The 25956-nt window shown below is 73.5% G+C and carries 25 protein-coding genes; 17 read left to right on the top strand and 8 right to left on the bottom strand.

Annotated elements, in window-relative coordinates:
- The first annotated feature begins 2 nt into the window (after positions 1-2).
- From MLUT_RS13180 to MLUT_RS13165, 4 genes are read left to right on the top strand one after another with little or no spacing between them, the layout of a single operon-like run.
- Entirely contained in the window at positions 3-1253 is a 1251-nt protein-coding gene (locus tag MLUT_RS13180; RefSeq protein ID WP_010079494.1) for a glucose-1-phosphate adenylyltransferase family protein, read from the top strand.
- 46 nt (positions 1254-1299) lie between these two features.
- Complete coding sequence (locus MLUT_RS13175; protein ID WP_010079495.1) at positions 1300-2346, top strand: pseudouridine synthase; 1047 nt, start codon at positions 1300-1302, stop codon at positions 2344-2346.
- Positions 2343-2948, top strand: coding sequence for a DedA family protein (locus tag MLUT_RS13170; protein ID WP_010079496.1), 606 nt, complete (start codon positions 2343-2345; stop codon positions 2946-2948). The genes MLUT_RS13175 and MLUT_RS13170 overlap by 4 nt, the downstream gene beginning before the upstream one ends.
- A gap of 2 nt (positions 2949-2950) precedes the next feature.
- Entirely contained in the window at positions 2951-5284 is a 2334-nt protein-coding gene (locus tag MLUT_RS13165) for a hypothetical protein (RefSeq protein ID WP_012750730.1), read from the top strand.
- A gap of 12 nt (positions 5285-5296) precedes the next feature.
- Here the strand turns inward: MLUT_RS13165 and MLUT_RS13160 are convergent, their stop codons facing one another.
- Positions 5297-5620: a hypothetical protein gene (locus tag MLUT_RS13160; protein WP_010079499.1), complete on the bottom strand. Its 324-nt coding sequence runs from the start codon at positions 5618-5620 to the stop codon at positions 5297-5299.
- Positions 5621-5745: 125 nt separating this feature from the next.
- Between MLUT_RS13160 and MLUT_RS13155 the strand changes: the two genes are divergently transcribed.
- The 4 genes from MLUT_RS13155 to MLUT_RS13140 all read left to right on the top strand — a co-directional run bounded on the left by MLUT_RS13155 (position 5746) and on the right by MLUT_RS13140 (position 9061).
- Entirely contained in the window at positions 5746-6873 is a 1128-nt protein-coding gene (locus MLUT_RS13155; RefSeq protein ID WP_010079500.1) for an NADH:flavin oxidoreductase/NADH oxidase, read from the top strand.
- Positions 6874-6929: 56 nt separating this feature from the next.
- Positions 6930-7469 (top strand): NUDIX hydrolase family protein, encoded by a 540-nt coding sequence (locus tag MLUT_RS13150; protein WP_010079501.1) that lies wholly within the window; start codon positions 6930-6932, stop codon positions 7467-7469.
- 2 nt (positions 7470-7471) lie between these two features.
- On the top strand, positions 7472-8371 hold the full coding sequence (locus MLUT_RS13145) for a DUF6707 family protein (RefSeq protein ID WP_231936560.1): 900 nt from the start codon (positions 7472-7474) through the stop codon (positions 8369-8371).
- A 117-nt stretch (positions 8372-8488) separates the two neighbouring features.
- Positions 8489-9061 carry a GNAT family N-acetyltransferase gene (locus tag MLUT_RS13140; RefSeq protein WP_012750729.1) on the top strand — a complete coding sequence of 191 codons (573 nt, stop codon included), beginning with the start codon at positions 8489-8491 and terminating at the stop codon, positions 9059-9061.
- Between the two features lie 61 nt (positions 9062-9122).
- Here the strand turns inward: MLUT_RS13140 and MLUT_RS13135 are convergent, their stop codons facing one another.
- A complete protein-coding gene (locus MLUT_RS13135; protein WP_041779772.1) occupies positions 9123-10130 on the bottom strand; it encodes an IS481 family transposase in 1008 nt (335 codons plus the stop codon).
- Between the two features lie 126 nt (positions 10131-10256).
- Between MLUT_RS13135 and MLUT_RS13130 the strand changes: the two genes are divergently transcribed.
- The 3 genes from MLUT_RS13130 to MLUT_RS13120 all read left to right on the top strand — a co-directional run bounded on the left by MLUT_RS13130 (position 10257) and on the right by MLUT_RS13120 (position 13920).
- A complete protein-coding gene (locus tag MLUT_RS13130; protein ID WP_012750727.1) occupies positions 10257-11051 on the top strand; it encodes a glutamine amidotransferase in 795 nt (264 codons plus the stop codon).
- An 80-nt stretch (positions 11052-11131) separates the two neighbouring features.
- Entirely contained in the window at positions 11132-12094 is a 963-nt protein-coding gene (locus tag MLUT_RS13125; RefSeq protein ID WP_012750726.1) for an ornithine cyclodeaminase family protein, read from the top strand.
- Between the two features lie 200 nt (positions 12095-12294).
- On the top strand, positions 12295-13920 hold the full coding sequence (locus tag MLUT_RS13120; RefSeq protein ID WP_041779771.1) for an N-6 DNA methylase: 1626 nt from the start codon (positions 12295-12297) through the stop codon (positions 13918-13920).
- Between the two features lie 12 nt (positions 13921-13932).
- Here MLUT_RS13120 and MLUT_RS13115 read toward each other — a convergent pair whose 3' ends face one another.
- On the bottom strand, positions 13933-15195 hold the full coding sequence (locus MLUT_RS13115) for an ISL3 family transposase (RefSeq protein WP_010079362.1): 1263 nt from the start codon (positions 15193-15195) through the stop codon (positions 13933-13935).
- Between MLUT_RS13115 and MLUT_RS13110 the strand changes: the two genes are divergently transcribed.
- Positions 15134-16972, top strand: coding sequence for a type ISP restriction/modification enzyme (locus MLUT_RS13110; RefSeq protein WP_160113777.1), 1839 nt, complete (start codon positions 15134-15136; stop codon positions 16970-16972). The two genes, MLUT_RS13115 and MLUT_RS13110, sit on opposite strands and share 62 nt — an antisense overlap.
- Positions 16972-17475, top strand: coding sequence for a hypothetical protein (locus MLUT_RS13105; RefSeq protein WP_012750725.1), 504 nt, complete (start codon positions 16972-16974; stop codon positions 17473-17475). Before MLUT_RS13110 ends, MLUT_RS13105 begins: the two co-directional genes overlap by 1 nt.
- 32 nt (positions 17476-17507) lie before the next feature.
- On the opposite strand, the gene MLUT_RS13100 is transcribed toward MLUT_RS13105, so the two are convergent.
- The gene (locus MLUT_RS13100) at positions 17508-18761 is read right to left on the bottom strand and encodes an IS256-like element ISMlu1 family transposase (protein ID WP_010078638.1); all 1254 of its coding nucleotides are present in this window, start codon (positions 18759-18761) and stop codon (positions 17508-17510) included.
- Positions 18762-19038: 277 nt separating this feature from the next.
- Between MLUT_RS13100 and MLUT_RS13095 the strand changes: the two genes are divergently transcribed.
- The 3 genes from MLUT_RS13095 (at position 19039) to MLUT_RS13085 (ending at position 22262) form a co-directional block, all read left to right on the top strand.
- A complete protein-coding gene (locus MLUT_RS13095) occupies positions 19039-19566 on the top strand; it encodes a DUF3800 domain-containing protein (protein ID WP_012750724.1) in 528 nt (175 codons plus the stop codon).
- Positions 19567-19745: 179 nt separating this feature from the next.
- Positions 19746-21071 (top strand): tRNA guanosine(34) transglycosylase Tgt, encoded by a 1326-nt coding sequence (gene tgt / locus MLUT_RS13090; RefSeq protein ID WP_012750723.1) that lies wholly within the window; start codon positions 19746-19748, stop codon positions 21069-21071.
- Positions 21072-21320: 249 nt separating this feature from the next.
- Positions 21321-22262 carry an endonuclease domain-containing protein gene (locus MLUT_RS13085; protein ID WP_012750722.1) on the top strand — a complete coding sequence of 314 codons (942 nt, stop codon included), beginning with the start codon at positions 21321-21323 and terminating at the stop codon, positions 22260-22262.
- A gap of 98 nt (positions 22263-22360) precedes the next feature.
- Here the strand turns inward: MLUT_RS13085 and MLUT_RS13080 are convergent, their stop codons facing one another.
- Positions 22361-23575, bottom strand: a complete 1215-nt coding sequence (locus tag MLUT_RS13080) for an acyl-CoA dehydrogenase family protein (RefSeq protein WP_012750721.1) — start codon at positions 23573-23575, stop codon at positions 22361-22363.
- 126 nt (positions 23576-23701) lie between these two features.
- Between MLUT_RS13080 and MLUT_RS13075 the strand changes: the two genes are divergently transcribed.
- Positions 23702-24307, top strand: a complete 606-nt coding sequence (locus MLUT_RS13075; RefSeq protein WP_012750720.1) for a TetR/AcrR family transcriptional regulator — start codon at positions 23702-23704, stop codon at positions 24305-24307.
- 10 nt (positions 24308-24317) lie between these two features.
- On the opposite strand, the gene MLUT_RS13070 is transcribed toward MLUT_RS13075, so the two are convergent.
- The 3 genes from MLUT_RS13070 to MLUT_RS23535 all read right to left on the bottom strand — a co-directional run bounded on the left by MLUT_RS13070 (position 24318) and on the right by MLUT_RS23535 (position 25908).
- Positions 24318-24953 carry a GNAT family N-acetyltransferase gene (locus tag MLUT_RS13070; protein WP_010079504.1) on the bottom strand — a complete coding sequence of 212 codons (636 nt, stop codon included), beginning with the start codon at positions 24951-24953 and terminating at the stop codon, positions 24318-24320.
- Positions 24954-25054: 101 nt separating this feature from the next.
- Positions 25055-25378 carry a putative quinol monooxygenase gene (locus MLUT_RS13065; RefSeq protein ID WP_010079505.1) on the bottom strand — a complete coding sequence of 108 codons (324 nt, stop codon included), beginning with the start codon at positions 25376-25378 and terminating at the stop codon, positions 25055-25057.
- Positions 25375-25908 (bottom strand): DUF4126 domain-containing protein, encoded by a 534-nt coding sequence (locus MLUT_RS23535; RefSeq protein WP_272941355.1) that lies wholly within the window; start codon positions 25906-25908, stop codon positions 25375-25377. Before MLUT_RS23535 ends, MLUT_RS13065 begins: the two co-directional genes overlap by 4 nt.
- Positions 25909-25956 lie beyond the last annotated feature (48 nt).

The raw sequence follows: 25956 nt of genomic DNA, 5'->3' as shown, positions 1-25956 counted from the left end.
TCATGGCCGACCCGTTCCCGAAGGACCCGGAGGGCGCCGTCGTCGCGCTCGTGCTGGCCGGTGGCACCGGCGGCCGCCTCATGCCGCTCACCGCGGCCCGCGCCAAGCCGATGGTGCCGCTGGCGGGCCAGTACCGGCTGATCGACGTCGTCCTGTCCAACCTGGCCCACTCGCGCCTGCGGGACGTGTGGGTCGTGGAGCAGTACCGCCCCTTCACGCTCAACCAGCACCTGGCTGGCGGCCGGCCGTGGGATCTCGACGGCACCCGCCACGGCCTGCGGCTCCTGCCCCCCGCGCAGGGCCGCGCCGAGGAGGGCTTCGCCCGCGGCAACGGGCACGCGATCGCCCAGCAGCTGCCGCTGCTGGAGCAGTTCGGCGCCGAGACCGTCGTGGTGCTCTCCGCCGACCACCTGTACCAGCTGGACCTGCGCCCCGTGCTGGCCGAGCACGCCCGCTCCGGCGCCGAGCTCACCGTGGTCACCACCGAGACGGACGAGGACCCCTCGCGCTTCGGCGTCGTGCAGGTGGACGACGACGGCGCGGTGACCGACTACGCCTACAAGCCGGAGGACCCGGCGGGCACGCTCGTGGCCACCGAGGTGTTCGTGTTCGACGTCGCCGCGCTCTCCGGGGTGGTCGGCGACCTCGTGGCGGGCGAGGACGAGACGGCCACCAAGGACGAGGGCGAGACCGATGAGGACGGCGACCCCGTGGGCTCCTCCCTCGGCGACTACGGGGAGAGCATCATCCCGGCGTTCGTGGCGCGGGGGCGCGTGCGGGAGCACCGCCTCGTGGGGTACTGGCGGGACATCGGCACCCTGGACGCGTACGTCCGCGCCCACCGGGAGATCCTCGAGGGCACCGGCCTGGACGTCGCCGCCGAAGGCTGGCCGCTGATCACCAACCCCCACCAGGCGCCACCGGCGTGGGTGGCCCCGGACGCCCGCGTCTCCGGCTCGCTGCTCAACCCGGGCTGCCGGATCGAGGGCGAGGTGTCGGACAGCGTGGTCGGCCCCGGGGTGGTCGTGGCGGCCGGCGCCACGGTGCGCGGCAGCCTCCTGCTCGGCGACTGCGAGGTCCCCGCGGGCGCGGTGCTGGACACCGTGGTGGTCGACGTCGGCGGGGCGGTCCCGGCGCACGAGGTGACGGGGCGCGCCGCGCCGGCCGAGGAGGTCGTGGTGCTCACCCCGCAGGGCCGAGGCCCGGCCGAGGACGAGACCACCGGCTCCGGCCGGCCCGGCCGGTCGGACTGAACGGCGCCGGTCGGACGCAGCCGCGCCGGGCTGGGAGGATGGACCCGTGGCCGTCCCCTCTCCCCTCCCCCCGCGCAACGGCGTCAACGCCACGCGCCTGCGCCTGCCCGCCTCCGGCTGGCCCACCGCGCAGGACTACGTGCTCCACCGGTTCGGTCACGTGGACCCGGACGGCATCCGCGCGCGCTTCGCCCGCGGCGAGGTCGTGGCGGCGGACGGCACCGCACTGACGCCGGCGACGCCGCTCGGCGTGCACGACGACCTCTGGTACTACCGGGACGTGCCCGACGAGGCCCCGCTGCCCGTGACGCACACGCTCCTGCACCGCGACGAGCACCTCGTGGTCATCCACAAGCCGCACTTCCTGTCCACCACCCCGGGCGGCCGCTTCGTCCAGGAGACCGCGCTGGTGCAGCTGCGCAACGAGCTCGGCCTCGATGACCTCGTGCCCCTGCACCGGCTCGACCGGGCGACGGCCGGCGTCGTGATGTTCTCCGCGAACCCGGCCACCCGCGGCGCCTACCACCTGCTCTTCGAGCGGCGTGCCGTGGCCAAGACCTACGAGGCCGTGGCGCTCCTGCCGGACGCCCCCGACGACGGCGCCCGCGGCCCCGGCACCCCGGCCGACCCCGTCCTGGGGCGGTTCCCGCTGACCGTGCGCAGCCGGATCCGCAAGGACAAGGGGGTCCTGCGCTCCGTGGTGGAGGAGATCCCGCCGGCCGCCTCGGGACGCCGGGCGGGCGCGCCGGTGCGGACCCGGCGGTCGAATCGGCCCCACGCCGGGGCGAACGCGGAGTCCCGGGTGGAGCTGCTGGGCGTCGGCGTCTCCGCCGGGACGCTGGCGGGGCGGCGCGTGGCGCACCTGCGACTCACCCCGCGCACGGGCCGCACCCACCAGCTGCGCATCCACCTGGCCGCCCTGGGCCTGGGCATCGCGTTCGACCCGTTCTACCCGGACCTGCTCGACCTCGCCCCGGACGACGTCACACAGCCCCTGCAGCTGCTCTCCCGGTCGCTGCGCTTCACGGACCCGGTGACGGGCGAGGAGCGGGAGTTCACCTCCCCCGCCCAGCTGCAGGAGCGACCGCGGTGACGGGCGGGGACCCGGCCAGCCTGCTGGACGCGCTCGGAGCGTGGTTCCACCCGCTCACCGCGCTGCTCGTGGCCCTGGACGCCCCGATCCCGCCCGTCCCGTCGGAGGTGGTGGTCATCGGCTCGGGGGCGCTCGCGGCGGAGGGTCGGGTCTCCCCCGTGGCCGCAGTGCTGGCGGCGTGGCTGGGCTGCTGGGCCGGGGACGTCGGCCTCTACGCGCTGTTCCGCCACGGCCTCGCCGACCGCCTGGACCGCTGGGCGTGGTGGCGGCGGATCCACCGGGGGATCCGAACCCTGCTGGTGAGGGTGGGCCCGGCGGGCAGCCTGGCGGGGCTGTCCGTGCTGCGGTTCGTCTCGGGCGGACGGACGGCGTCGATGGCGGCGGCCGGGATCGGCGGGATCCGCTGGCCCGTGTTCCTGTGGCTGTCCGGGGCGGGCTCGCTCGCGTGGTCCGGGTCCATGGTGGGGCTCGGCTGGATCACCGGCCGGGCCACCGGCCTGCCGTGGTGGGCGTCCGCGATGGTCGGCATGGTGTTCGGTACCCTTGCAGGGTTGATGATCGCGGGGATCATGGCCCACCGTCGCCGGGGCCGGAAGGGGTGAGCATGCAGGACGCGTCCTCCGAGTCCCGCGCCGCCCTCGAGCGCCTCCGGGACGCCTCGGCGCCCCGTCCCGACGACGACGCGACGCGTGCCCCCGCCGCGCGCCCCCGCCGCGCCCTGGCCGCGCCCGGGGAGATCTCCCGCCGCGATCTGCGCCGTCACGAGCGCGCCCTGCGCTCGGGCCGACCCGAGACCGCCGCCGAGCGCCGCGTGCGCGAGGACCGCCGCGCGGACGTGCACCGCGCCATGGACCGCCTGCGCACCCCGGGCGCCCCCGCCGAGCAGCGTCCACGCCGCGACCTCAGCGAGATCCTGGACCGCCTCGGCAGCCCGGACCTCGCCCGTTTCGCCGATCCGCTCGTCGGCACGGTCGAGCGCATCCTCCCCGCCCCGGGGCGGGACCCGGCGAAGGCCGCGGAGGCCGCACGCCGCCGCACCGCGGCCGAGGAGCGCCGGCGGGCCCGCCTGCGAGCCGGCCGGGAGCGCGCCGCCGAGGCCGCCCGTCGCCGGGCCGCCGAGCATGAGCGGGTCGCCGCCGAGGCCGCCGCCGCACAGGCCCGCGACGCCGCCCGGGCTCGCGACGCCGCCGCCCTCCAGGCCCGCCTCGACGAGGAGGCCCGCCGGGCCCAGGCCGCGCGGGTGGCCCGCCGCCGCCGCGAGGAGGAGAAGCAGCGCCGTCGGCGTGAAGCCGAGCGGCGCCGTCGGGTGGCGGCCGAGGAGAAGGCCCGTGCCGCCGCCGAGGCGGACGCCCGCCGCCAGGAGCAGGAGGAACGGCGCCGCCGGGAGGCGGAGGTCGCCGCCGAGCGCGCCCGCGTGCAGGCGGAGCGGAGGGCCCGCGAGGAGGCCGCGCTCGCCGAGCGGGAGCGGTTCCGGCTCGAGGCGGAGGCGGAGGCGGAGCGCCGTCGGCAGGCGGCCGAGGCCGAACGCCGTCGCCTCGAGGCCGAACGCGTCGAGGCCGAGCGGCGCCGTCGGGCCGAGGAGGCCGAGCGGCGCCGTCGCGAGGCGGAGGAGGCCGCCCGCCGCGAGGCCGAGCGACGTCGTCGCCAGGCCGCACGCGTCCGCGCCCACACCGTGCTGCACGCCGAACGCGCCCTCGCCCAGGCCCGGCTCCTCGAGGACCGCGCCCGGGAGGCCGAGCGCCGTGCGGCGGAGGACGCCGCCCGCCGCCGTCGCGAGCACGAGGAGCGGGAGTCCCGCGCGCTCGCCCGGGCCGCGCGCGAGCTCGAGGGCCCCGAGGTCTTCCCGGCCGCCGCCGACCGGCCGCTGCTGTCCGACCCGGAGGAGCGGCTCACCGACGAGGAGCTGTTCGCCCGGGCCCGGGTGGCCCTGCCCGAGTGGCGGCGGCGGCAGCGACTGTCCACGAAGGCGCAGGCCGTCCGGGCCGAGGCCATCGCCCACTCCTCGGCGGGGCCGGTCACGGGCGCCCTTCCCCTGATCCCCGGCTACACCCCCGCCCCGCCCGAGGAGCCGGCCGGCTCACCGACCCGCGCGGACCGGCTCGGCCAGGCGCTGCTGACACTCGTGTGGGCGCTGTTCGTGCTCTCCAGTGCGTGGGGCCTCGGCCTGGCCGGGCGCGTCCCGGGACTCGGCGCGCTCGACGCCGGTGCGTACCCGCTCACCGCCGACGGCCGACACGGCCCCGGCGCGAGCGTGTTCGGGCTGTCCCCGCTGCACCCGGCGATCTGGCCGGTGCTGTGGCTGCTGACCGGGATGTACGTGCTCCGGCAGTGGGGGCGGGGCCAGGGGGCGTCGCCGCGGCACCGCCGCATCCGGGGCGCGGTCGCGGGGACCCTGCTGGCGCTGACGCTGTGGTTCCCCCTGGCCGTCCTGGCCCCCGGGGGCTTCGACGTCGTCCCGTGGCTGCTCGCCCTGGTCCTCATGCTCCGTGTGGTCCGGCGGCTCGGCGCCCGCCCGGCGGCCCGCCGCCTCGCACGGGTGGCCGAGGACGGCGCGCTCGGCGTGCTGCTGGGCACCCTCCTCGCCGGCGCACCCACCGCGGTGGGCGCCGCCCTCCACGCCTGGGGTGTGCACGTCGACTGGTTCCCGACTGAGCTGCTCGCCCTGCTGGTGCTGGTGGCCCTGCTGCTGGCGGCCCTGCGCCTCGTGCTCGGTGGGCGCGGCCGCATGGGTGTGGCCCTGGGCATGGCCTGGACCCTGCTCTGCCTCGCCCTGCCCCGCCTGCTGCCCAGCCCGCTCGGGGCACAGCAGAGCGCGTGGGTGGGTCTCGCGGCCGCCTTCGGGGCGTTGCTGCTGCTCACCGCCGCGGCCGTGCGCCGCTCCTGGGTCCGCCAGATCGAGCGCGACGCCGCCCGCCGGCCGCTCCCGGCCGGCGCCTGAGCCCAGCCCCGTTCAGCGCCCGGGCCCAGCGGGCACCGGGACCCACCGGCCGCCGTCGCGCCGGAGCACGTCCAACCGGCCCGTCACGGCGACGCCGGACACCGCCTCCGCCATCCGCCGCGCCACCTCGGCGGCCTCGGCGTCCTCGCCGGCCCGGTGCGAGCCGGGCACCGTGAAGCGCAGCACGATCCGCGGGACGCGCGCGACGACCTCGAGGTCCTTGGCCGCGAGCACGTGCGTGGCCTGGACGGCGGCCTCGGCCAGGTCCATGACCTCTTCGGGCCGGTGGCCGGGCAGGAGGTCGCCGATCTGCAGGCGGGCGCGGTAGGAGGGCATGGGCCCAGGGTAGGGGTGGACGCAGCAGCGGTGACGACTTCTCTCGTCGCACGGGCCGGCCCGCCCTTCCGCCCGCGGCGGACGCGAGCCCTCCCGTGTCCGGACCCGCTCGTAAGGTGGGGTGCATGACTCAGACCGCCACCCCGCAGACCGACGCCCCCGCCGTGACCGCGATCTTCGAACCGTTCGAGATCAACGGCGTGCGCGTGCGCAACCGCCTGATCCTGCCGCCGATGTGCCAGTACTCGTGCGAGGCGCGCGACGGCGTCCCCCACGGCTGGCACTTCCAGCACCTGGGCGCCCGCGCGGCCGGCGGCTTCGGGATCGTGGTGGCCGAGGCCACCGCCGTCACACCCGAGGGACGCATCTCCGCGTGGGACACCGGCCTGTGGAACGACGAGCAGCGGGACGCGTGGGCGCCGATCGCCGCGTTCATCGCCTCCCAGGGCGCCCTGCCCGCCATCCAGCTCGGCCACGCCGGCGCCAAGGCCTCGACCGTCCCCATGCACCCGGGCGCGCCCGCCGGGCAGCCGATCCTCGAGGGCCCCGACTCCTGGGAGACCCTCTCCCCCTCCGGCGTGGCCACCAACTCCATGGAGATCCGCACCCACGCGATGCGGGTGGACGAGATCCGGGAGACCGTCCAGGCCTTCGCCGACGCCGCCGAGCGCGCCGACCGTGCCGGCTTCGGCGCCGTGCAGCTGCACGCCGCCCACGGCTACCTCATCCACCAGTTCCTCTCGCCGCTGACCAACACCCGGACCGACGAGTACGGCGGGGACTTCGAGGGCCGCACCCGCTTCCTCAAGGAGGTCGTGGCGGCCGTGCGCGAGGTGTGGCCCGCGGACAAGGTCCTCGGCATCCGCATCTCCGGCTCGGACTGGGTCGAGGGCGGCTGGAGCATCGAGGAGACCGTCCGCCTGGCGCAGGAGCTGCAGGGGCAGGTGCACTGGTTCGACCTGTCCTCCGCGGGCATCGGGGACACCTACGAGGGCCCCCAGGGCCCCGGTTATCAGGTGCCGCTGGCCACCGCCGTGAAGGAGGGCACCGAGGGGATCGTGGTGTCCGCCGTCGGCTCGCTGACCGGCGCCGAGGAGGTCGCGGCCGTGGTGGACGAGGACCGCGCCGACGCCGTCTGTGTGGGTCGCGCCGCCCTGGCGAACCCGAACTGGCCGACCGCGGCCGCCCTCGCCCTCGACGTCCCCTCGGAGCAGGTGCCGATGGCCCGGCAGTACTTCCGCGCCAAGTGGTGAGCGGAACACGCGGGACCCGGTGTGCCCCCGGCGCGGAACTCCGGTAGAACAGAACCATGAGCGTGCGCACCCCCGACCCGAATCCGGGCTGGCTGTCCGACGAGGACCTCTACGAGGCCCGGCGTCGGCTGCCCATGGTGTACGTGGAGGCCATCCCGGTGCGGCTGGACTCCCTCGGCTACGTCACCGAGATCGGCCTGCTCTACGTGGCGGACGAGACCGGCACGTTCCAGCGGTCGTTCGTCTCCGGCCGCGTCCAGTACCGGGAGACCATCCGCGCCGCGCTGATGCGCCACCTGGAGAAGGACCTCGGCCCGCTCGCGTTCCCGCAGCTGCCGCCGTCGGTGGTCCCCTGCACCGTCGCCGAGTACTTCCCGGCGCCGTCCGAGACCGGGCTGACGGACGACCGCCAGCACGCCGTGGCCCTGGTCTACGTGGTGCCGGTGACGGGTGAGTGCCAGCCGCGCCAGAACGCGCTCGAGCTGACCTGGCTCACCCCCGAGGAGGCCCTCGGCGAGGACATCCAGGCCGAGTTCATCGGTGGCCGCGGGGACCTGGTGCGCCAGGCCCTCGCCCACGTGGGATGGGGGCGCTGAGCATGGCACCGGTCGTCGGCGGCTATCTCCGCCATCTGAAGTCCCAGGACGTGCAGCCCGGGGACAGCTTCCTGACCCGCCGCGGCGAGCCCGCCCCGCCCGTGGCCTCGACCCGGGTGATGCGGGACGACTTCGGCACCCCCGCGCTCGTGATCGCCACCCTCGAGGGCGGCCGCGAGGTCAGGATCGCGCACGGCTCCGTGATCCGGGTCCGCACGGACCGTCCGGAGGAGCGCAGGGCCGTCCCGGACACCACCTTCTCCCCCGTGGACGCAGGCTCCCCCGAGGAGCGGATCGTCGCCGTCGGCAAGCGCCACCTCGAGGACACCGAGCTGACCGCCACCGCGGCCCGGCTCTCGCACGGGTTGAACCTGCGCTCCGGCTCCCAGCTGGAGGACGTGTTCGGCATGGCCGAGCGGCTCTACCTGCTGCACGAGGACACCGAGGGCACGCTCGCCACCCTGGGCCTGCTGACGAACCTGCCGTGGGACGGGGCTGTAGGGCGGTGGAAGTCCATCCAGGCCGCGCTGTCCCTGGCGTCGATGATCCTGCGCGAGGAGGGCGAGCACATCGCCGCCGCCAACCTCGGTCGGCGCCTGCTCGAGGCGGACGAGGTCCCCTCCGAGCCGGGCCGGGCGTCCCGCGTGCTCGAAGTGCGCCAGCGTCAGCTCAACGAGCCGCCGCTCTACGACCGGGAGATCTCCCGCGCCCTGCAGGCCCGCGACGCCGAGGCCGAGTACCAGTGGCGCCGCGCCCGGTTCGACCAGCTGCTCTACCTGCGTGCCCGCGGCGGCTCGGAGACGCTCACGGACGCCGACCTGGATTCCCGGATCGCCCGTGAGCTCGGCACGCTGCGCACCCTCGCCGACGAGCTCGAGGCGAAGGCCGCCACGCGCCGGTGAGGCCCGGCCGCGGGACGGGCGTCGAGAGCCGGCCCCGTCCCCGGTGACCCGCCCTCCGGGGTCCGGTTCGTGTGGTGCACCTCACTTTCCAGCCCCTGTCGGGGCCATGCTCCCGACATGACCGGCTCCGCACCCGCTCAGCTCCGCCCCCTCCGCTCCACGGACGCGCCCGCCGTCCTGGCGGCCTTCCACGCGGGCACCGTCGGCATGGCCGACCCCGGGGAGGTCACCGACGAGGCCTCCGCCCGCGCCTACGTCGACGGACTGGTCCAGGCGGAGGGGACGGACGCCGTCGCCGTGGTGGAGCGCGGGACGGACACGCTGATCGGCCTGGTCGCCGTCGTGCGCGACGAGGCGCACGGCACCGGCGCGCTCACCGCCTGGCTGCATCAGGGCTGGCGCGGGGACGCGATCATGTCGCGTGCGGCGACCACCGTGGCGGGCGCCGAACTGGCCGAGGGCGGCCTCGAGCGGATCGAACTGGCCCACCGGGCGGACATCCCGACGGCGGGGGCCGTCGCCCGGGCCGCCGGGCTCCGACACGAAGGCACGCAGCGCGGCCGCCTCCGCGCGGGCGGGCGGCGGCTCGACGTGCACCGCTACGGCCGGCTGGCCACGGACCCGCTGCCCGAGGAGCGCGTCCGTCCCCTGCCGTGGGCCTCCGACGCCCGCCCCTGGGCCGACCGCTGACCGCGGCCCGCCCCCGACGACGCCCCACGACGCCGCCGCGCCCTCCCGGCCCGATGCCCCGCTAGTTGTAAGAGGTCATGACGTTGTTGACTCGGGCCGGGGCCAACGAGGCCGGCGGGGCGTCCCCGCAGGAGGTATGAGGCCGATGATAGTTGTAGTGGTTCACCCACACCTGCAGGGCCTCACGCCGAGCCGTCTCTGAGGTATACGGGCGGGCGTAGAGGACCTCATCGACCATCAGCCGGTTGTAGCGTTCGACCTTCCCGTTGTGACGCGGGGTGTAGGGGCGGATCCGGTGGTGCCGGCCCCCGAGCGAGACCACCTTGGCGGTGAAGTCCACGGCCCGGTAGTTGTTCCCGTTGTCCGTGACCACCCGGTCCACGGTGATGCCGTGGGCGGCGAAGAACGCCCTCGCCCGGCAGAAGAACCCGATCGTGGTCACCGCCTTCTCGTCCTCCAACGCCTCGGTGTAGGCCAGGCGGGTGAACCCGTCGATCGCCGAATGCAGGTAGGTGTACCCGACCCGCCGGCCAGGCCCGCGCTTGGCCGCTCGCGCGTTCTCGGAGTCCCGTCCGTGCGCACGCCAGCCGCCCCCCTCGGGGATGCGCCCGATCTTCTTCACGTCCAGGTGCACCATGTGCCCCGGGCCGCGGGCGGTGATCTTCTGCGGTCGTTGGCGCAGGTCCTCACCCGTGGGCGCGAGGTCTGGCAACCGGGAGATGCCCAGCCGGTGCAGCCACCTCCCCACGGTACGAAGACACACCCGGTGGCCCTCGGAGACGAGGTGGTGATGGATGCGCCGTGCGGACCACTTGCGCTCCCGCCGCAGGGCGTGGATCTGGGCGACCAGGACCGGATCGAGCTGGGCAGGTGAACGGTGCGGCCGGCTGGGCCGGTCGAGCAGCCCGGCCTCGCCCTCGGCGCGGTAGCGGGCCACCCAGGTGGCCACCGTGGGGCGGCTGACGCGGAACTCGGCGGCCACGTGCGCTTGCGGGATGCCGTCGTGCAGGTGGCGGTGGACCATCCTGAGACGGCCGGTCGGGGTCAGGGGTGCGTTAGCGTGAGTCATGAGCGGGTCTCTTCTGGCAGGTGGGTTGTTGAGGAACTTCCATCCTGCGGGAGAGGCCCGCTCGTCTCATCTCAGCCCGTACCCCGTGGCAAGAACCTCATGACCCACAACAGCTAGTCTGCCGAGATGACCACCCCGACCGGCGCCGTCCCGAGCCCGCATCCGCGGCCGTTCCTCCTCGTCCAGACGCGCCCCGAAGACGACGCCGCGGCCGCCGAGGTCGAGGCCGTCCAGCGACTGGGCGGCTATCCGGAGGGCCGGCTGCGGGTGCTGCGCCTGGACCGCGTCGTGCAGCGCCCGGACGTGGCCACGCACGGCCTGGACTGGGAGGCGGAGCTCGCGGACGTCGCCGCCGTGATCCTGCCCGGCAGCCCGTTCACGGGCTCCGATCCCGAGGAGACCAAGTCCCCCGTGCAGCGCGCCGTGGAGGCGGAGCTGGGCCGGATGCTCGACGTCGTCCGGCGCCGCGACCTGCCGTTCCTCGGCTGCTGCTACGGCGTCGGCACGCTGGGCCGGCACGCCGGCGGCGTCGTGGACAACGCGTACGGCGAATCGGCCGCGCCCGTCGAGGTCACGCTCACCGACGAGGGTGCCGCAGATCCGCTGCTGGCCGGGGTCCCGCGCACGTTCGCGGCGTACCTCGGCCACAAGGAGGCGATGAGCGCGCTGCCGCCCGGCGCGGTGCTGCTCGCCGCGGGCGCCGACTGCCCCGTGCAGATGTTCCGGCTCGGCACCCGCCAGTACGCCACCCAGTTCCACCCGGAGCTGGACCAAGCCGGGATCCTCGAGCGCCTCGAGATCTACCGCGACCACGGGTACTTCGCGCCGGGCGAGTACGAGCCCACGGTGGCGGGGCTAGCCGCCGTCGACCCCGAGCACCCGCGCCGGATCCTGGCGAACTTCCGCACGCTGTTCGGCTGAGCCGCACCTCGCGCCGGGGCCAGGTCGGGCCGGGCGTCTCGCACGCCCTGCCCCGTCCTGCCCCTCCGTAGGGTGGGGCCATGAGCACCCCGATCTCGACCGCCCCCGGTCTGCCCTGGATCGACGGCCCCGCCGTGCGCTCCGCCCTGAGCCCGTGTGCCGCCGTGGACGCACTGGAGGCGGCCCTCGCCGCCGGCCTGGACCCGGAGGCCGACGCCCCCCGCACCCGCGTGGCCACCGCCGCCGGGCAGCTGTTGCAGATGCCTTCGACGCGCGGGACCGAGGTCGGCACCAAGCTGCTCACCCTCACGCCGGACAACCCGGAGCGCGGACTGCCCGTCATCCAGGGCGTCTACGTGCTGTTCGGCGCCCCGGGCAGCCCCGGCCAGGCGCCGCGGGCCGTGCTGGACGGCGTCGAGCTCACGGGTCTGCGCACCTCCGCGGTGTCCGCGCTCGGGGTGCGGCTGCTCGCGGACGCCTCGCCCCGGCACCTGGTCGTGTTCGGCACGGGCGTGCAGGCGTGGGAGCACGCGCTCACGTTCCAGGACGTGTTCGGGCTGGAACGGGTGTCCGTGGTGGGCCGCGACGCCGGCCGGGCCGCCGCCCTGGCCGCGCGCAGCGAAGCGGAGCTGGGCGTGACCGCGAGCGCCGCGGGCCCGGAGGCCGTGGCGGAGGCGGACGTCGTGGTGACGTGCACGGCCGCGACGGCCCCGCTGTTCGACGGGACGCTCGTGCCGGAGCACGCGACGGTCGTGGCGATGGGCTCGCACACCACGGACGCCCGCGAGACCGACGACGCCCTGGCCCGCCGCGCGACCGTGGCGGTGGAGTCGCGGGACTCGGCCGCCCGCGAGGCCGGGGACGTGACCCTCGCGGTGGCCTCCGGCGCCCTCGCCGGGATCGAGGACACGGTGACGCTGGCCGAGCTCGTGGCCGGGACCGCGCGTCGTCGGGAGGGCGCGCCCGCCCTGTTCGTCACCACGGGCATGCCCTGGCAGGACCTGGTGGTGGCGAGCGCGGTGGCGCGGGAGGTGCTGGGCTGAGCCGGGGCGGCCGGGTCCAGCTGGCGGACCGAGGGCGTGTCCCGGCGGCTGACGGCGAGGAGGACGAGGGCGCCGGCGAGCCCGACCAGATTTCTCGCCACGAGCGGGGCGAGGCCGGCCTCCGCGGTGTCAGCCCAGTCGAGCACGCCCCGTCTGGATAGAGTGACTCGCGCCACCCTCTTCACTGCAAGGCAGGACACATGATCGACGCACCCCTCGCCCAGCTCGCTGAGACGTACGCCCGTGACGTGCGGCTCGCCTCCACGAGCGGGGTCTCCGCCGAGCCGGAGGCGCAGCTGACGGTCCCGGTCTCCGAGTTCCTGCGCGCGTTCTCCTTCGTCACCGGGCTTGGGGACCTCAGCCTGCTGCGAGAGGCCCAGCTCGACGGCGTGCGCCCGGACTTCGCCGCCCTGATCGACGGTCGCCCCTGCGGATGGGTGGAACTCAAGGCACCCGGCCACACGGTCATCGGAGAGAAGTGGCGCGGCCGGGAGAAGGGCCAGTGGGACCTGCTCTCCCAGCTGGACGCGCTGCTCGTCTCGAACGGAGACGAGATCGCCCTCTATGTCTCCGGCTCCCTTGTGGACACCGCGTTCCTGCCCGTCGACGGCGTCGCAGGCTGGGACGCGGACCGCCTGCGCACCGTCCTGGAACAGTTCACCCTGGCCCAGCCCCGGCCGATCACCCGAGTGGGCCAGCTCGCGGACCGCCTGGCCCCGCTGGCCCGCTTCCTTCGAGAGCGCCTCCAGGAAGGCCTGTCCAACAACTACCGCTCGGTGCGGGAGGCGAAGGCGGCCTGGGACCACACGGTGCACCACACGACCACGGACGCCCAGTTCGCGGGCGACGTCGCCCAGGTGGTGGCCTACTCCATGGCCATCGCCGGTCTCTCCGGCCAAGCGGACCGGAACGCCGACGGCGTGGTGACGCTCGAGGAGGCCAAGCACGCCCTGGAGACGGCCCACCGCAATGTTCTGGCGGCGTCCCTCGGACCGATCATCGGCATCCCGGCGCTCATGGAGTACATCGCCCCGGAGGTCGGGGCCATCATGCGGCTGGTGTCCAGCATGGACGTGGCCGCCATCGAGCGCTCCACGGACTCCCGTGGTGAGCCGTGGCTGTGGTTCTACGAGGACTTCCTCCAGCGCTACGACCCGGCCGCCCGTAACCGCGCGGGTGTCTACTACACGCCGATCAGTGTGGTGCAGTGCCAGGTGCGCGTGGTGGACGCGCTGCTGCGGGAACGTTTCGGTCAGACCCTGGGCTTCGGCGCCCCCTCGGTGGTGACGCTGGACCCCGCGACGGGCTCCGGCACCTACCCGCTGGCGGTCATCGACCGCGCGGAGGCAGCGGCCCGGGAGGAACGCGGCCCGGCGGGGGTGGCCCAGGTGGCCAAGAACCTCACGAAGAACCTGCTGGCCTTCGAGCTGCTGCCCGGCCCATACTCGGTGGCGCACCTGCGCATCGGTCAGCGGCTCGCTGAGGCGCAGGGTCACGCCTTCCAGGCGGAGGAGATCGGCGTGTACCTGACGGACACCCTGGAGGACCCGTCGGCGGGCATGGCGGAGGGGTTGTTCGGCGACGCGCGGGTCCTCGCCGAGGCCGCCGAGGCGGCCCGCCGGATCAAGCGGGACCGGCGCATCACCGTGGCCATCGGCAACCCGCCCTATGACCGGGTGACCTCCGGCACCGGCGGCTGGGTGGAGCACGGGGACGGCGAGGACGCGCTGTTCGACGACGTGATCGGCCCCGCCCAGGAGCAGGGGGTGATCTTCTCCGCCCAGGCCTCGCTGTACAACCTGTACGTGTATTTCTGGCTCTCCTGACTGATCCGTGGGTCATTTCCGGCCCGGTAGGACGGGTCGGTGGCCGCCGAGGTTGAGCATGGCCAGGGCGATGAGGGCTTCGGGGGACTTGAAGCCGAAGGCGACGCGGGTGATGAGCCGAATCTTCGTGTTCACGGACTCGATACGTCCGTTGGACAGGCCGTGCTCGATCGCGGCGAGGATCGAGGCCTTGTGCTTGACGATGCGGCGTTGGAGCTCGACGAAGGCGGGGATGCGGCAACGTCGGGCCCAGCCGATCCAGCGTTCCAGGGCCGTCTCGGCCTCGTCGGCGGGTAGCTGGAAGACCAGGCGCAGTCCTTCCTTGAGCAGGTAGGCCCGGTGCAGGCGCGGGTCGGTCTTGGCGACCCAGGCGAGCTTGGCCTGCTGCCGGGTGGTGAGGTTCTCGGGGTTCTTCCACAGCGCGTACCGGGCGTGCTTGAGCGCCTTGGCGTGCCCGCCGGCCCGCCCGGCCCGGCGCTGCCGGACCGCGCCACGGGCCTCGTTCCACGCCTGGCGACGGACCTCGTCCAGGGCCTCGGTGGCCCACTTGACGATGTGGAACGGATCAGCGCACCGCACCGCGTTCGGGCACCGCTCGGCGACCACGGCGGCGATCCAGTCCGCCCCGTCGGCGCTGACGTGGGTGATCTCGGCGCACCGGTCGGGCCCGAGGGCCTCGAAGAACGCCGCCAGGGTCGCCTTGTCCCGGCCCGGGGCGGCCCAGACGAGCCGGCCGGTGTCGTGGTCGACCACGATCGTGAGGTAGCGGTGGCCCTTCTTGTAGGAGATCTCATCGATGCCGATCCGTCGCAGGCCGGCGAACCGGTCGCCGAGGGCCTCCACGTCGGCCCAGACCCGGGTGATGATCGCCCCGACGGTGCGCCAGGCGATGCGCATCAGCTCGGTGACCGCGGACTTGGAGCACTGCGTGGCCAGCCAGGCCACCTGCTCGTCGAACACCACGGTGTGACCGGCCCCGTGCCTGGCCCACGGGACGGCGGCCACCGTGGGACCGTGCTCGCGGCAGGCCACCCGCGGGGCGTCGGCCTCGAGGTAGACCTGCACCGTGCCCAGATCCAGCGCCCGCCACCGCCGCCGACCCTCGCCACGGTCGTACCCGGGCGACCTGCGCCCGCACCGCCCGCACCGGCCACGCACTCGAGCCCGGGGACGGACATGAGCCACCAGGAGCTGGTCGTCCTCATCGAACTCGATGCCCTCCACGACCGTCTTCTCGACGCCCAGCAAGGACCGCCATAGGCTTGCGTTCCGCACGCCGTTCTCCGCCCTTCAGGTAACTGACCTCAACAGCCAGAAACCTAGGCAGAGAGCGGCGTGCCCTCGTCAACGGCTCGCCAGAACACCCACGGAAGCGTCAGGAGAGCCGTATTTCTGGCGGTGGGCCATCTGGAAGGCGTTCCAGCAGGACCCCGGGGACCAGGCGATCATCTCCTTCATCACGGCGTCCTCGTGGCTGACCGGCCCGGCCTTTGTGGGTCTGCGCGATCTGGCCCGTCGGACGGCCAGTGAGATCTGGGTGATGGACCTTGGCGGCGAGGGCCGCGGGGCACGCCAGGAGGAGAACGTCTTCGACATCCAGACCCCGGTGGCGATCGTGACTCTGGTGCGCACCGGCAAGGCCGCCCGGGAAGCGTCCGTGTACTACCGGCGCTTCCGGGGCACGCGCGCGGAGAAGTTCGCGGCCCTGGACGAGGTGGCCCGGTTGGATCCCGACGACGGCACATGGGAGTGCCTGCCCGGTGGGGCGGGCGACCCCTTGGCACCGGCCAGCGGCGGGGAGGACTGGGCGGCGATGCCCGCCCTGGCGGACCTCTTCCCCTGGCAGCAGCCGGGGATGATGTACAACCGCGCCTGGCCCGTGGCCCCGGATCAGGACACCTTGCAACGGCGGTGGCGAGAGCTGTTGGCTGACCCGTCCGCGGACGCCCGTGCGGAGAAGTATGTGACGGGCCACTCTGGGCGCACCATCCACACCGCCGTGAGCGGCCTGACCCCCTTGGCGGCGCTGCCCGCCGACGCTGAGCACCGGCCGATCACACGGGTGGCGTGGCGCTCCTTCGACCGCCAGTGGACCTTCGACGACCCCCGGTTGGCGAAGACGGACAGCCCCGCACTCTGGCAAGCGCTGTCGGACCGCCAGCTGTTCTTTGTCTCCCCTAGGACAGCCCGCATCAGCGGTGGCCCCGCCGTGACCGTGGCCACGGCCGTGCCGGACAAGCACTACTTCGTCGGCTCCTACGGCGGCAAGGACGTCATCCCCCTCTACCGGGACGCTGAAGCCGCTCAGCCCAACGTCACCGGCGGGCTGCTCCCGCTGCTGGGGGAGCGCTACGGCCGAGAGGTCACGCCGGAAGACCTGGCCGCCTATGTCATGGGCGTCGCCGGCCACGACGCCTACGTCCAGCGGTTCGACGAAGCCCTGGAGGGCAGCCCCGTCCGCGTGCCGCTGACTGCCGACCCTGACCTGTTCACCCGTGCCGTGAAGCTGGGTGAACGTCTGCTGTGGCTGCAGACCTACGGGGAGCGGTTCACCGGTGCAGATCGCCCCGCCGGCCGCGTACCCCGCATTCCTGGCCTGGGTTGGGAAGCCCCCGTGACGGCGTTGCCTGCCTCCCCGCGGGCCGTGTCCTACGACCCTGCCACCCAGCGTCTGACGGTGGGGGACGGCGTCGTCACCGGCGTGAGCCCGGAGGTCAGGGCCTTCACCGTGTCCGGCATGAACATCCTGGACAAGTGGCTCGGCGCCAGGACGGCCACCGGCATCGGCCGCGCCGCCGGCAAGGCGGCCACCCCGCTGGACCGTATCCGCCCCACTGAGTGGGCAGACGAGTGGAACGACGAGCTGCTCGATCTGCTCCGAGTGCTGACCGAGACCGTGTCACTGGGCGGTGACCAGGCAGACCTCTTGGACGAGATCCTCGCCGGAGACCTGATCCCGGCGAACGAACTCCCCGAACCGACCCCGGCCGAACGGAAGGTTCCCAAGACGATCAAGCGGGACTTCTCCACTGCGCAGGAGGAGATGTTCTGATGGACGCTGCGAACGTCATCGCCCTCGTGGTCTCCGTGTTGGCGCTCCTGGCCGCGGCATGGTCCGCCGTGGAGTCGTGGCGGTTGCGCCAGATCGAGAAGGGCCGCGACGAGCGGCAGGACCTGCGCGAAAAGCAGGAACAGGCACGCCAGGTCGCCGCGTGGATGTGCGTCGCCGCCCGGATCAATGACGAGTTCGGCGCCCCACCCACGCGGCGCTGGTTCCTCGCCGTGGAGAACTCCTCCCAGGTCCCGGTCTACGGGGCACGGGCCACGGTGGCGTCGAAGTATCCCGTTCCCGATCTCACCGCCGCCATGCTGCCTCCAGGACGCACCTACTTCGAACTGAGCAAGAACGAGTGGGGCTACGGCGTCCAGGCGGATGAACTGGACGTGGTCCCCCGGCCGCTGACCAACGCCGAACGGTTCCGGGTGACCGCCTTCACCTTCACCGACGCCGCTGGCGACCGCTGGTCCCGCGACCACCGGTCAAGTCCCGAGTAGTGGTGTAACGCTCTGATCCTCCATTGGTGCTGTTAGGCGCTGAGTTCGAGGGTGGTTTCCGGTTCGGCGTTCACCTCGTTCCCGGTGTCGTCCACGGTGGTGAGGCGGCAGCGGGCCAACACCTCGAGGCCGAGGTAGCGGCGGCCCTCGGCCCACTCATCGGTCTGCTCAGCCAGCACCGCCCCGACCAGGCGCACGATCGCTGCCCGGTTCGGGAAGATGCCCACGGCGTCGGTGCGACGCCGGATCTCGCGGTTGAGCCGTTCGGCCGGGTTGTTCGACCAGATCTGGGTCCACACGTCCTTGGGGAACGTGGTGAACGCCAGGATGTCCGCCCGGGCACCATCGAGGTGTTCGGCCACCGCGGGCAGCTTTTCGCTGACGTAGTCCAGCAGCCGGTCGAACTGGGCGTCCACGCTGGCGGCGTCGGGCTGGTCATACACCGAGTGCAGCATGGCCTTCACGGCCGGCCACATGGACTTGGGGGTGATGCCCATCAGGTTCGCCGCGTAGTGGGTCCGGCACCGCTGCCAGGTCGCTCCGGGCAGGTTCGCGGCGATGGCGTCCTTGAGCCCGGTGTGGGCGTCGGAAGTGACCAGGCGGACTCCGGTCAGGCCCCGGGCCACCAGGTCGGCGAAGAACTCGTTCCACGCCGACCCCGTCTCCGAGGTGGCCACCCGCAGGCCGAGGACCTCGCGGTGGCCGTCACCATTGACCCCGGTGGCCAGCAGCACCACGGCGTTGACCACCCGGCCGCCCTCGCGGACCTTCATGCTCAGCGCGTCGGCGGCCACGAACGTGAACGGCCCAGCCTCCCCGAGCGGGCGATGACGGAAGGACTCGACCTGCTCGTCCAGCTCGGTGGCCATCCGCGAGACCTGGGACTTCGACAGCGCGTTGATCCCGAGGGTCTTGACCAGTTTGTCCATCCGCCGGGTCGAGACCCCGGCCAGGTAGCAGTCGGCGACCACCGTGATCAGCGCGGATTCGGCCCTTTTGCGGCGCTCGAGCAGCCACTCCGGGAAGTACGTGCCCGACCTGAGTTTGGGGATCGCCACGTCCAGGGTCCCGACCCGGGTGTCCAGGTCCCGGTGCCGGTACCCGTTGCGCTGGGTAGCTCGGCCCGGGGTGGGTTTACCCCATTCGGCGCCGACCACCGCGTCGGCGTCAGCGGAGAGCAGGGAGTTGATCACGGTCTGCAGCAACGAACGCATCAAATCCGGGGATGCTTCGGACAGGGCTTCGCCGAGCAGGCCGGCAGGGTCGACAATATGAGGAGCGGTCATCGTGATGACTCCGTTCGAGGATTCTGTGGAAGGTTGACTCGAAGGATCACACGGTGGCCGCGTCCACATCCGGAACGACGTGCCCAGTCACCGTGCGCTACACCACTCTATGGGGCACTACTCGACCACCAGGGTCGGCTCTCAGCGACAAGTGGGAAAGAGTCTGAAGCGACTGATTGAGGGACAGGCAGGCAAGGGACCTGGACCAGCTCCATGCACAGCTCCGAGCCGACCACCCGCAGGCGGTGCCGGAGCAGCTCGAGTTCCATGGCCTGCGGTGTTTAACGGCAAGGACGACTGGACTGCCGCCCCCGTCGGCGTCCGCGCATGGGCCAGCCAACGCGCCGTCGAACTCATCGCCGCGCACACCCCGTGGTTCGGCTTCCAGGGTGTCGACGTCGACAGGCTGCGTCAGCGGCCTGGATGGGAAGACGCCAAACCGCACATCGTGGTGTCCGCTCAGCTCTTGAACCGCGTGCACCGGAGGACGTCCCTGCGTGCGGACGGCCTCCTGGTGATCGCCGATGACCACCACCTCCGCGATGACAGCCGTCTGACCTACCGACGCATGCGAGCCGCCTCGGTCCAGGGCCTCTCCGACGGAGCACTCGACCACCTGTTGGACACGATGTACTTCGGCCCTTCGAACCAGAGCCGCCTGCTGCAGGCCGTGGACGTCCTGACGTACTTCGAGCAGCGCCGCCGCCATGTCACTGAGCGCCACCGCGATGCCGTTCGCCGAATGAACGCCATCGGCCGATCGCTGAACAAGATCCGTCAGCACTCTTACGTCTGGACCCCTTGAACGCAGACACACGAAACCCCCGCTCGAAGGCGGGGGTCCGGTTGGACGGAAGACGCCGAAGCGCGTCCCGTGATGTCCAGTGTACTCGCCTCTGAGGACTCCCGACAGGGACATCCCGTTCGGGACCACGCCGCTCCACCCCGCCTCCCCGCTTGGACGCCCCCACTACCCTGGATCCCATGCCCGACACCCCGCAGCCCCCCGCCGTTCCCGCGCACCCGGACCACTTCGGCTTCGAGGTGACCCACCGCCTGGAGACCCCCGGGCACGACGGCGCCCCGCTGGGCCGCACGGGCGTCATCACCACGCCGCACGGGCGGATCCAGACCCCGGCGTTCATCCCGGTGGCCACGCAGGCCACGGTCAAGGCGGTGCTGCCGGAGTCGATGGCCGAGCTCGGCGCGCAGGCCCTCCTGGCCAACGCGTATCACCTGTACCTGCAGCCCGGGGACGACCTCCTGGACGAGGCCGGCGGCCTCGGCGCGTTCATGAACTGGCCCGGGCCGACCTTCACGGACTCGGGCGGATTCCAGGTGATGAGTCTCGGCTCGGGATTCAAGAAGGTCATCGACATGAAGGGCCCCGGCGCGCCCGAGGGGCAGGGCGCCGACGACGCCGTCGCCCCCGGCAAGGAGCGCCTGGCCAACGTCGACGACGACGGCGTCTGGTTCAAGTCCCACCTCACCGGGGACCGACACCGGTTCACCCCCGAGGTGTCCGTGGGCATCCAGCACAACCTCGGCGCGGACATCATGTTCGCCTTCGACGAGCTGACCACCCTGCACAACTCCCGCGGCTACCAGGAGGAGGCGCTCGAGCGCACCCGCCGCTGGGCCCAGCGCTGCCTCGACGAGCACGCCCGCCTCACCGGGGTCCGCGCGGCGCGGCCGTACCAGGCGCTGTTCGGCGTGATCCAGGGCGCCCAGTACGAGGACCTGCGCCGCAAGGCCTGCCGCGACCTCGCGGCGATGCGGGCCGAGTTCCCGGCCGCGGGGGAGCTCAACGGCGTGGCGTCCGGCTTCGACGGCTACGGCGTCGGCGGGGCCCTGGAGAAGGAGAACCTCGGGACCATCGTGGGCTGGTGCGCGCAGGAGCTGCCCGAGGACAAGCCGCGCCACCTGCTGGGCATCTCCGAGCCCGACGACCTGTTCACCGCCGTCGAGAACGGCGCCGACACCTTCGACTGCGTCTCCCCCACCCGTGTGGCCCGCACCGGCGCGTTCTACACCCGCGACGGGCGCTTCAACCTGCCCGGGGCGAAGTACCGTCGCGACTTCGGCCCGCTGGATCCCGAGTGCGACTGCTACACGTGCGCCCACTACTCCCGCGCGTACCTGCGGCACCTGTTCAAGGCGAAGGAGATGGTGGCGCACACGCTCCTCTCCATCCACAACGAGCGGTTCACGGTCTCCCTCGTGGACCGGATCCGCGCGGCCATGCAGGACGGCACGCTCGCCGAGCTCAAGGCCGAGACCCTCGGCCGGTACTACGCCCCGAAGGGCTGAGGGGAGCCGGGTGCGCCGACACGCTGTGACGGCACGCGCCAGCACGCTGCGACGGGCGCGAGCCAGACGTTTCTGCTGTTCTGAGGGGGCTGTCACGACCGATTCGTCTGGCTCAGCGCCGCCCGGACGCGTGGGGGACGTGAGCCAGACGATTCAGCGGCTCCTGCACAGGGCCGCCGGCCCGGCTCGCCCTCCACGGCCCTCGCCGTCGCGGCACCGGGTCCTCCCACGGACGGGGAGGCTGGCGGCATGGTCGCCCCTCCTCCGCACGACGACGACGCCCTCAGCCCCGTCTTCCCGGTCGCCGCGGGGCTGCAGGCCGGTCTGACGGCCTCGCAGCTGCGCGGCCCCCGGTTCGACGCCCCGCACCACGGGCTGCGGCACCTCGCCGGGGGTCAGCCCTCACTGGCCGACGTCGTCCGCGCCCTCCAGCGGACGAACCCCGGCACCGCGGCCACCCACGCCACCGCCGCTCGCCTCTGGGGGATGTGGCTGCCGCGGCAGTGGGAACGCGGCCCCATCCATCTGGCGCGCACGCGGGCCGAGGGCGGGGCGCCGCGCCGCAGCGGCGTCGTCGGGCATGAGCTGCACCCGCAGGACCCCGTGCTGGTGCGTGCCGGGGTGCGGATCACGACGCCGGCCGCCACCTGGGCGGCCCTGGCGCAGCTGGGTCTGCCATTGGCCGACGTCGTCGCCGCCGGGGACAGCCTGCTGCAACGGGCTGACGGCCCGGCGGGCCGGTGTCGCCCCGGCGAGCATCCACGGTGCACCGTGCGCGATCTGGAGGCGGAGGTGCTGCGGGTCCGTGGGCGGCGAGGGACGCGGACCCTGCGGGCGACCCTGCCGCTGCTCAGGGACGGCGCGGATTCGAGGGCCGAGACGCTCCTGCGACTGGCGCTGACCGACGCGGGCGTACCAGGGCCGGAGGTGAATCCGCTGCTTCTGCTGAGTGACGGGTCCACCGTCCGGCCGGACCTGGTGTGGCGGGAGGCGCGCGTCTGCGTGCAGTACGAGGGCGATCATCACCGGACGGACCCGCGGCAGTGGCGCCGTGACATCGAGCGCGACCGCCGGATGCAGGCCGAGGGGTGGATCGTGCTGCGCGTGACCGCCAGCGTCTTCACTCGGCGCGGTCTCGACGCCCTGCTGCGCGACCTCGCCGCCCACCTGCGGCTCCCTCTGCCTGCGTGAGCCAGACGAATCGGCCACCGAGCCAGACGAATCGGCGGCAGGGGGGCGTGCGTACCAGCAGAAATCTCTGGCTCACGCCGCCCCCCGCTCGCGTCATCTCACACGAACGCGCCGACCCCCGTGATCTCGCGGCCGATGATCAGCCCCTGCACGGTCTCGGTGCCCTCGTAGGTGTGGATCGCCTCGATGTCCGCGAAGTGGCGGGCCACCTCGTTCTGGATGAGGATGCCGTTGCCACCGAGCAGGTCGCGCGCGTTCGCGGCGATGGACCGCGCGGCGCGCGTCGCCGAGTACTTGGCCAGGGACGCCATCGGCCCGGTGAGCCGCCCCTCGTCCTCGAGCCGGGTCGCACGCAGCACGAGCAGCTGCACCTGGGTGAGCTGGGAGAGCATCTCGGCCAGGCGGGTCTGCACGCTCTGGGCCGCCGCCAGCGGCCGGCCGAACTGGACGCGCTGCCCCGCGTAGTGCACCGCCGCCTCGTAGCAGCCCACGGCCTTCCCGAGGGCGGACCACGCGACCCCCACGCGCGTGGCGAAGAGGACGCGGGAGGTGTCCTTGAAGGAGCGGGCCTCGGGCAGGACGTCGGCATCGGGCACGAACACGCCGTCGAGGGTGATGTGGGCCTGGTCGATGGCCCGCAGCGCGACCTTGCCCTTGATGACCTCGGCCGTGTAGCCCTCGGACTCCTGGCGCACGATGAACCCGCGGACCTTCTCGTCCTCGGCGCTGCGCGCCCACACCACGGTCACGCCGCCGGCGGCCCCGTTGCCGATCCACTTCTTGTGCCCGTGCAGCCGCCAGCCGCCGTCGACGCGCTCGGCGCGGGTCTCCAGCGAGACCGAGTCGGAGCCGTGGGTCGGCTCCGTGAGCGCGAAGGCGCCGTAGAGCTCGCCGCGCGCCATGGCCGGCAGGTGCTCGGCACGCTGCTCCTCGCTGCCGCACAGCTGGATCGAGCGCATGGCCAGACCGCCCTGCACGCCCGTCATCGTGGCGATCGAGCCGTCCAGCCGCGAGAGCTCCATCATGGCCAGGCCCGCGGCCACGCGGGAGACGTCGGGCAGCCCGTCCACGGGGACGCCGTCGCGCAGCAGGTCGGCCTGCCCCAGGCGGGCCACGAGGTCCAGCGGGTACTCGTGGCGGTCCCACGCCTCCCGGATCCGGGGCAGCACGTCCGGCTCGAGCGCGAAGGCGCGGGCCCGACGCCACACGTCCTTCTCGGCGTCGGAGACGTCTGCGAGCGCCAGGTAGAAGTCGGTGTCCAGCGGCGTGGCGACGTCGTACTCGGGCTCGACGGTGGGCAGGGTCTCGGTCATGGTGGCCTCCCGGGCGGGGTCGGAGAGATGGATGTGTCTGTCATCACCCTACACCGACTGACACGCCATCTCACAGAATCAGACGCAGTCTCACTCCTGAGCCGCGCCCGTGGCACCATGGCCCGCATGACGACGCCCGCCGAGGACACTCTCACCGCCCTGATCCACCTGCTGGACCGCGAGGGCTACGACGCCGTCACGGCCGACCAGCTCGCCCGCCAGGCCGGCATGAGCCGGGCCAGCTTCTTCCGCCACCTCGGCGGGAAGGAGGAGGTGGTCTTCGCCGACCACGCGGCGCTGCTCGCCCGCCTGGACGACTTCCTGCGCGGCACCTCCCTCGGCGTGCGGGAGGCCCTGGAGGAGGCAGTCCTCCAGGTCTTCCGGCATCACACCGCCGATCCGGACCGGGCCCGGGCGCGCTCCCGCCTGCTGCGCGGCTCCCAGGCGCTGCGCACGCGCGAGCTGCTCACCTCGCACCGCTACACGGAGCTGTTCTCCGGCTGGCTCGCCACGGCCCTGCCGGACACGCCCGTGCGCGGCGGGATCGCCGTCGGGCTGGCGGCGGCCGTGGTGGCCGTCCACAACCGCGCCCTGCGGGCGTGGCTCCACGCCCCGGCCGACGACGCCGAGGCCAGCCTGCGCACGGACCTCGCGGAGGTCATCGCGCGGCTCACGGCCGAGCCGGCCGAGGCCGAACGGACGCTCGCCGCCGTGCGCCGACTCCTGGACTGAGACCGGGCCCTCAGCGGCCGACGACCTGCGCGTTCTCCGCCCCGAACGCGGGCGGGTAGCGGAACTCACCGGCCGGCACCTCGGCCCCGTCCTGGAGCGTGAGGACCTGCAGCGCCTCGGGCTGTCGGGCGAAGGCCGCGTGCACGCCGTGCTCGGAGGCCCGGTGGAAGCCGAACTTCGCGTAGTACTCGGGCCAGCCGTAGACCACCACGACCTCCTCGCCGTCGGCCTGCGCCGTCTGCAGCAGGGCGTTGACGAGCGCGGTGCCGGCGCCCTCGCCCTGGTGCTCGGGCAGGACGCCGTGCGGGGCGAGCGCGAGCACCTCGGCGTCGTCGATGTGGGCCCGGACCAGGGTGCCGTAGCCCATCGGGTCCGACTGCAGGTCCGTGCCGGGGATCACGGCGGTCATGGCTACGAGGGAGTACTGGGGCAGCCAGCCCTCCGCACCGCCGGCGAGCTCCTCCACGAGGTCGGCCTCGGCCGTGGACTCGAAGGCGAGCTCGGCGATCTGGCGGACGGCGCGGCGGTCCGCCGGATCGTCGTGATCGGCCTCGCGGGTGGACCAGCGGTGGCCGAGATCCTGGCCGGCGGGGACGTGGGCGGCGCGGTGGCCGGGGGTCTGGGTGCTGTTCTGCTCGGCGCTCATGCGCTCACCGTAGCCAGGGTGTGACTCCGGATACAGGGACGGCGCCCTGCGTCACGCTCGTGACGCGGGCGCCGTCGCCTCCCCCCCGGCCGGAAGCGGGCTCAGTCGATCTGCAGCTCGCCCATCGGGCCGAAGCCCTCCGCGCCGACCTGCTCGGAGATGATCTGGGGCGTGCTCGCCAGCAGCGGGCGCATCGCGTCCAGGCCCTCCTGGAAGTGCGGGGACGCGACGTGGGCCTGCGCACCCTCGTCCGTGAACCCCTCGAGCAGGAAGTACTCGTTCGGGCCGCCCTCCACCGGGCGGTACCACTCGAAGAACAGGTTGCCGGGCTCGGAACGCACGTCCGCGGTGTACTTCGCGACGGCGTCCATCCACTCGTCGGCACGCTCGGGCTGGACGGTGAACTTCAGGTTGATGAGGATCATGCCGTCCATTCTGGTCGACCCGGCACGGCCGCGGCACGGCCTCGCGTCTGCCGAGCGCGGAACCGCCGGGCCAGCAGCCACAGGCCCACGACGACGGCGACCACCAGCACGGCGACCAGCACCGGCAGGAACAGCGCGGCCGCGACGAGGCCGGCCGCCGAGACGTCCTCGGCGCCGACGCCGGAGGCGAACATGATGCCGCCGGCCGCGGGGCGCACGACCGTCTGGACGGCGTCGTTGACCGCGTCCACCCCGGGGATCTTGTCCGCGACGAGCTCGAGCGCGAGCAGGACGCCGAGGATCCAGAGGGAGGCGTCGGCGGAGAGCCACGTCCAGCCCGCGGGCAGGTCGACGAGCCCCGTGAACCGGTCCAGCAGACCCAGGGCGAGCAGGGGGATGTAGGCGTTGAGCCCGGCCGAGGTGGCCAGACCCGTGCCGGTGAGGAGCTCGAGCCCGTCCGTCCCCTTCCTTCGCGGGTCGCTCGGGGCGCCCGGGCGGACGCTCCGGGTCCGAGGACCCTGGCTCCCCAGTGAACACCGCCGGCTGTCGGGCGCTTCCCGTCCGTGGTCGGTCCTACC

Origin of the sequence: Micrococcus luteus NCTC 2665 (assembly GCF_000023205.1) — a bacterium.
GTDB classification, from domain to species: Bacteria; Actinomycetota; Actinomycetes; order Actinomycetales; family Micrococcaceae; genus Micrococcus; species Micrococcus luteus.
This window is presented reverse-complemented; position numbering and strand designations above follow the sequence as displayed.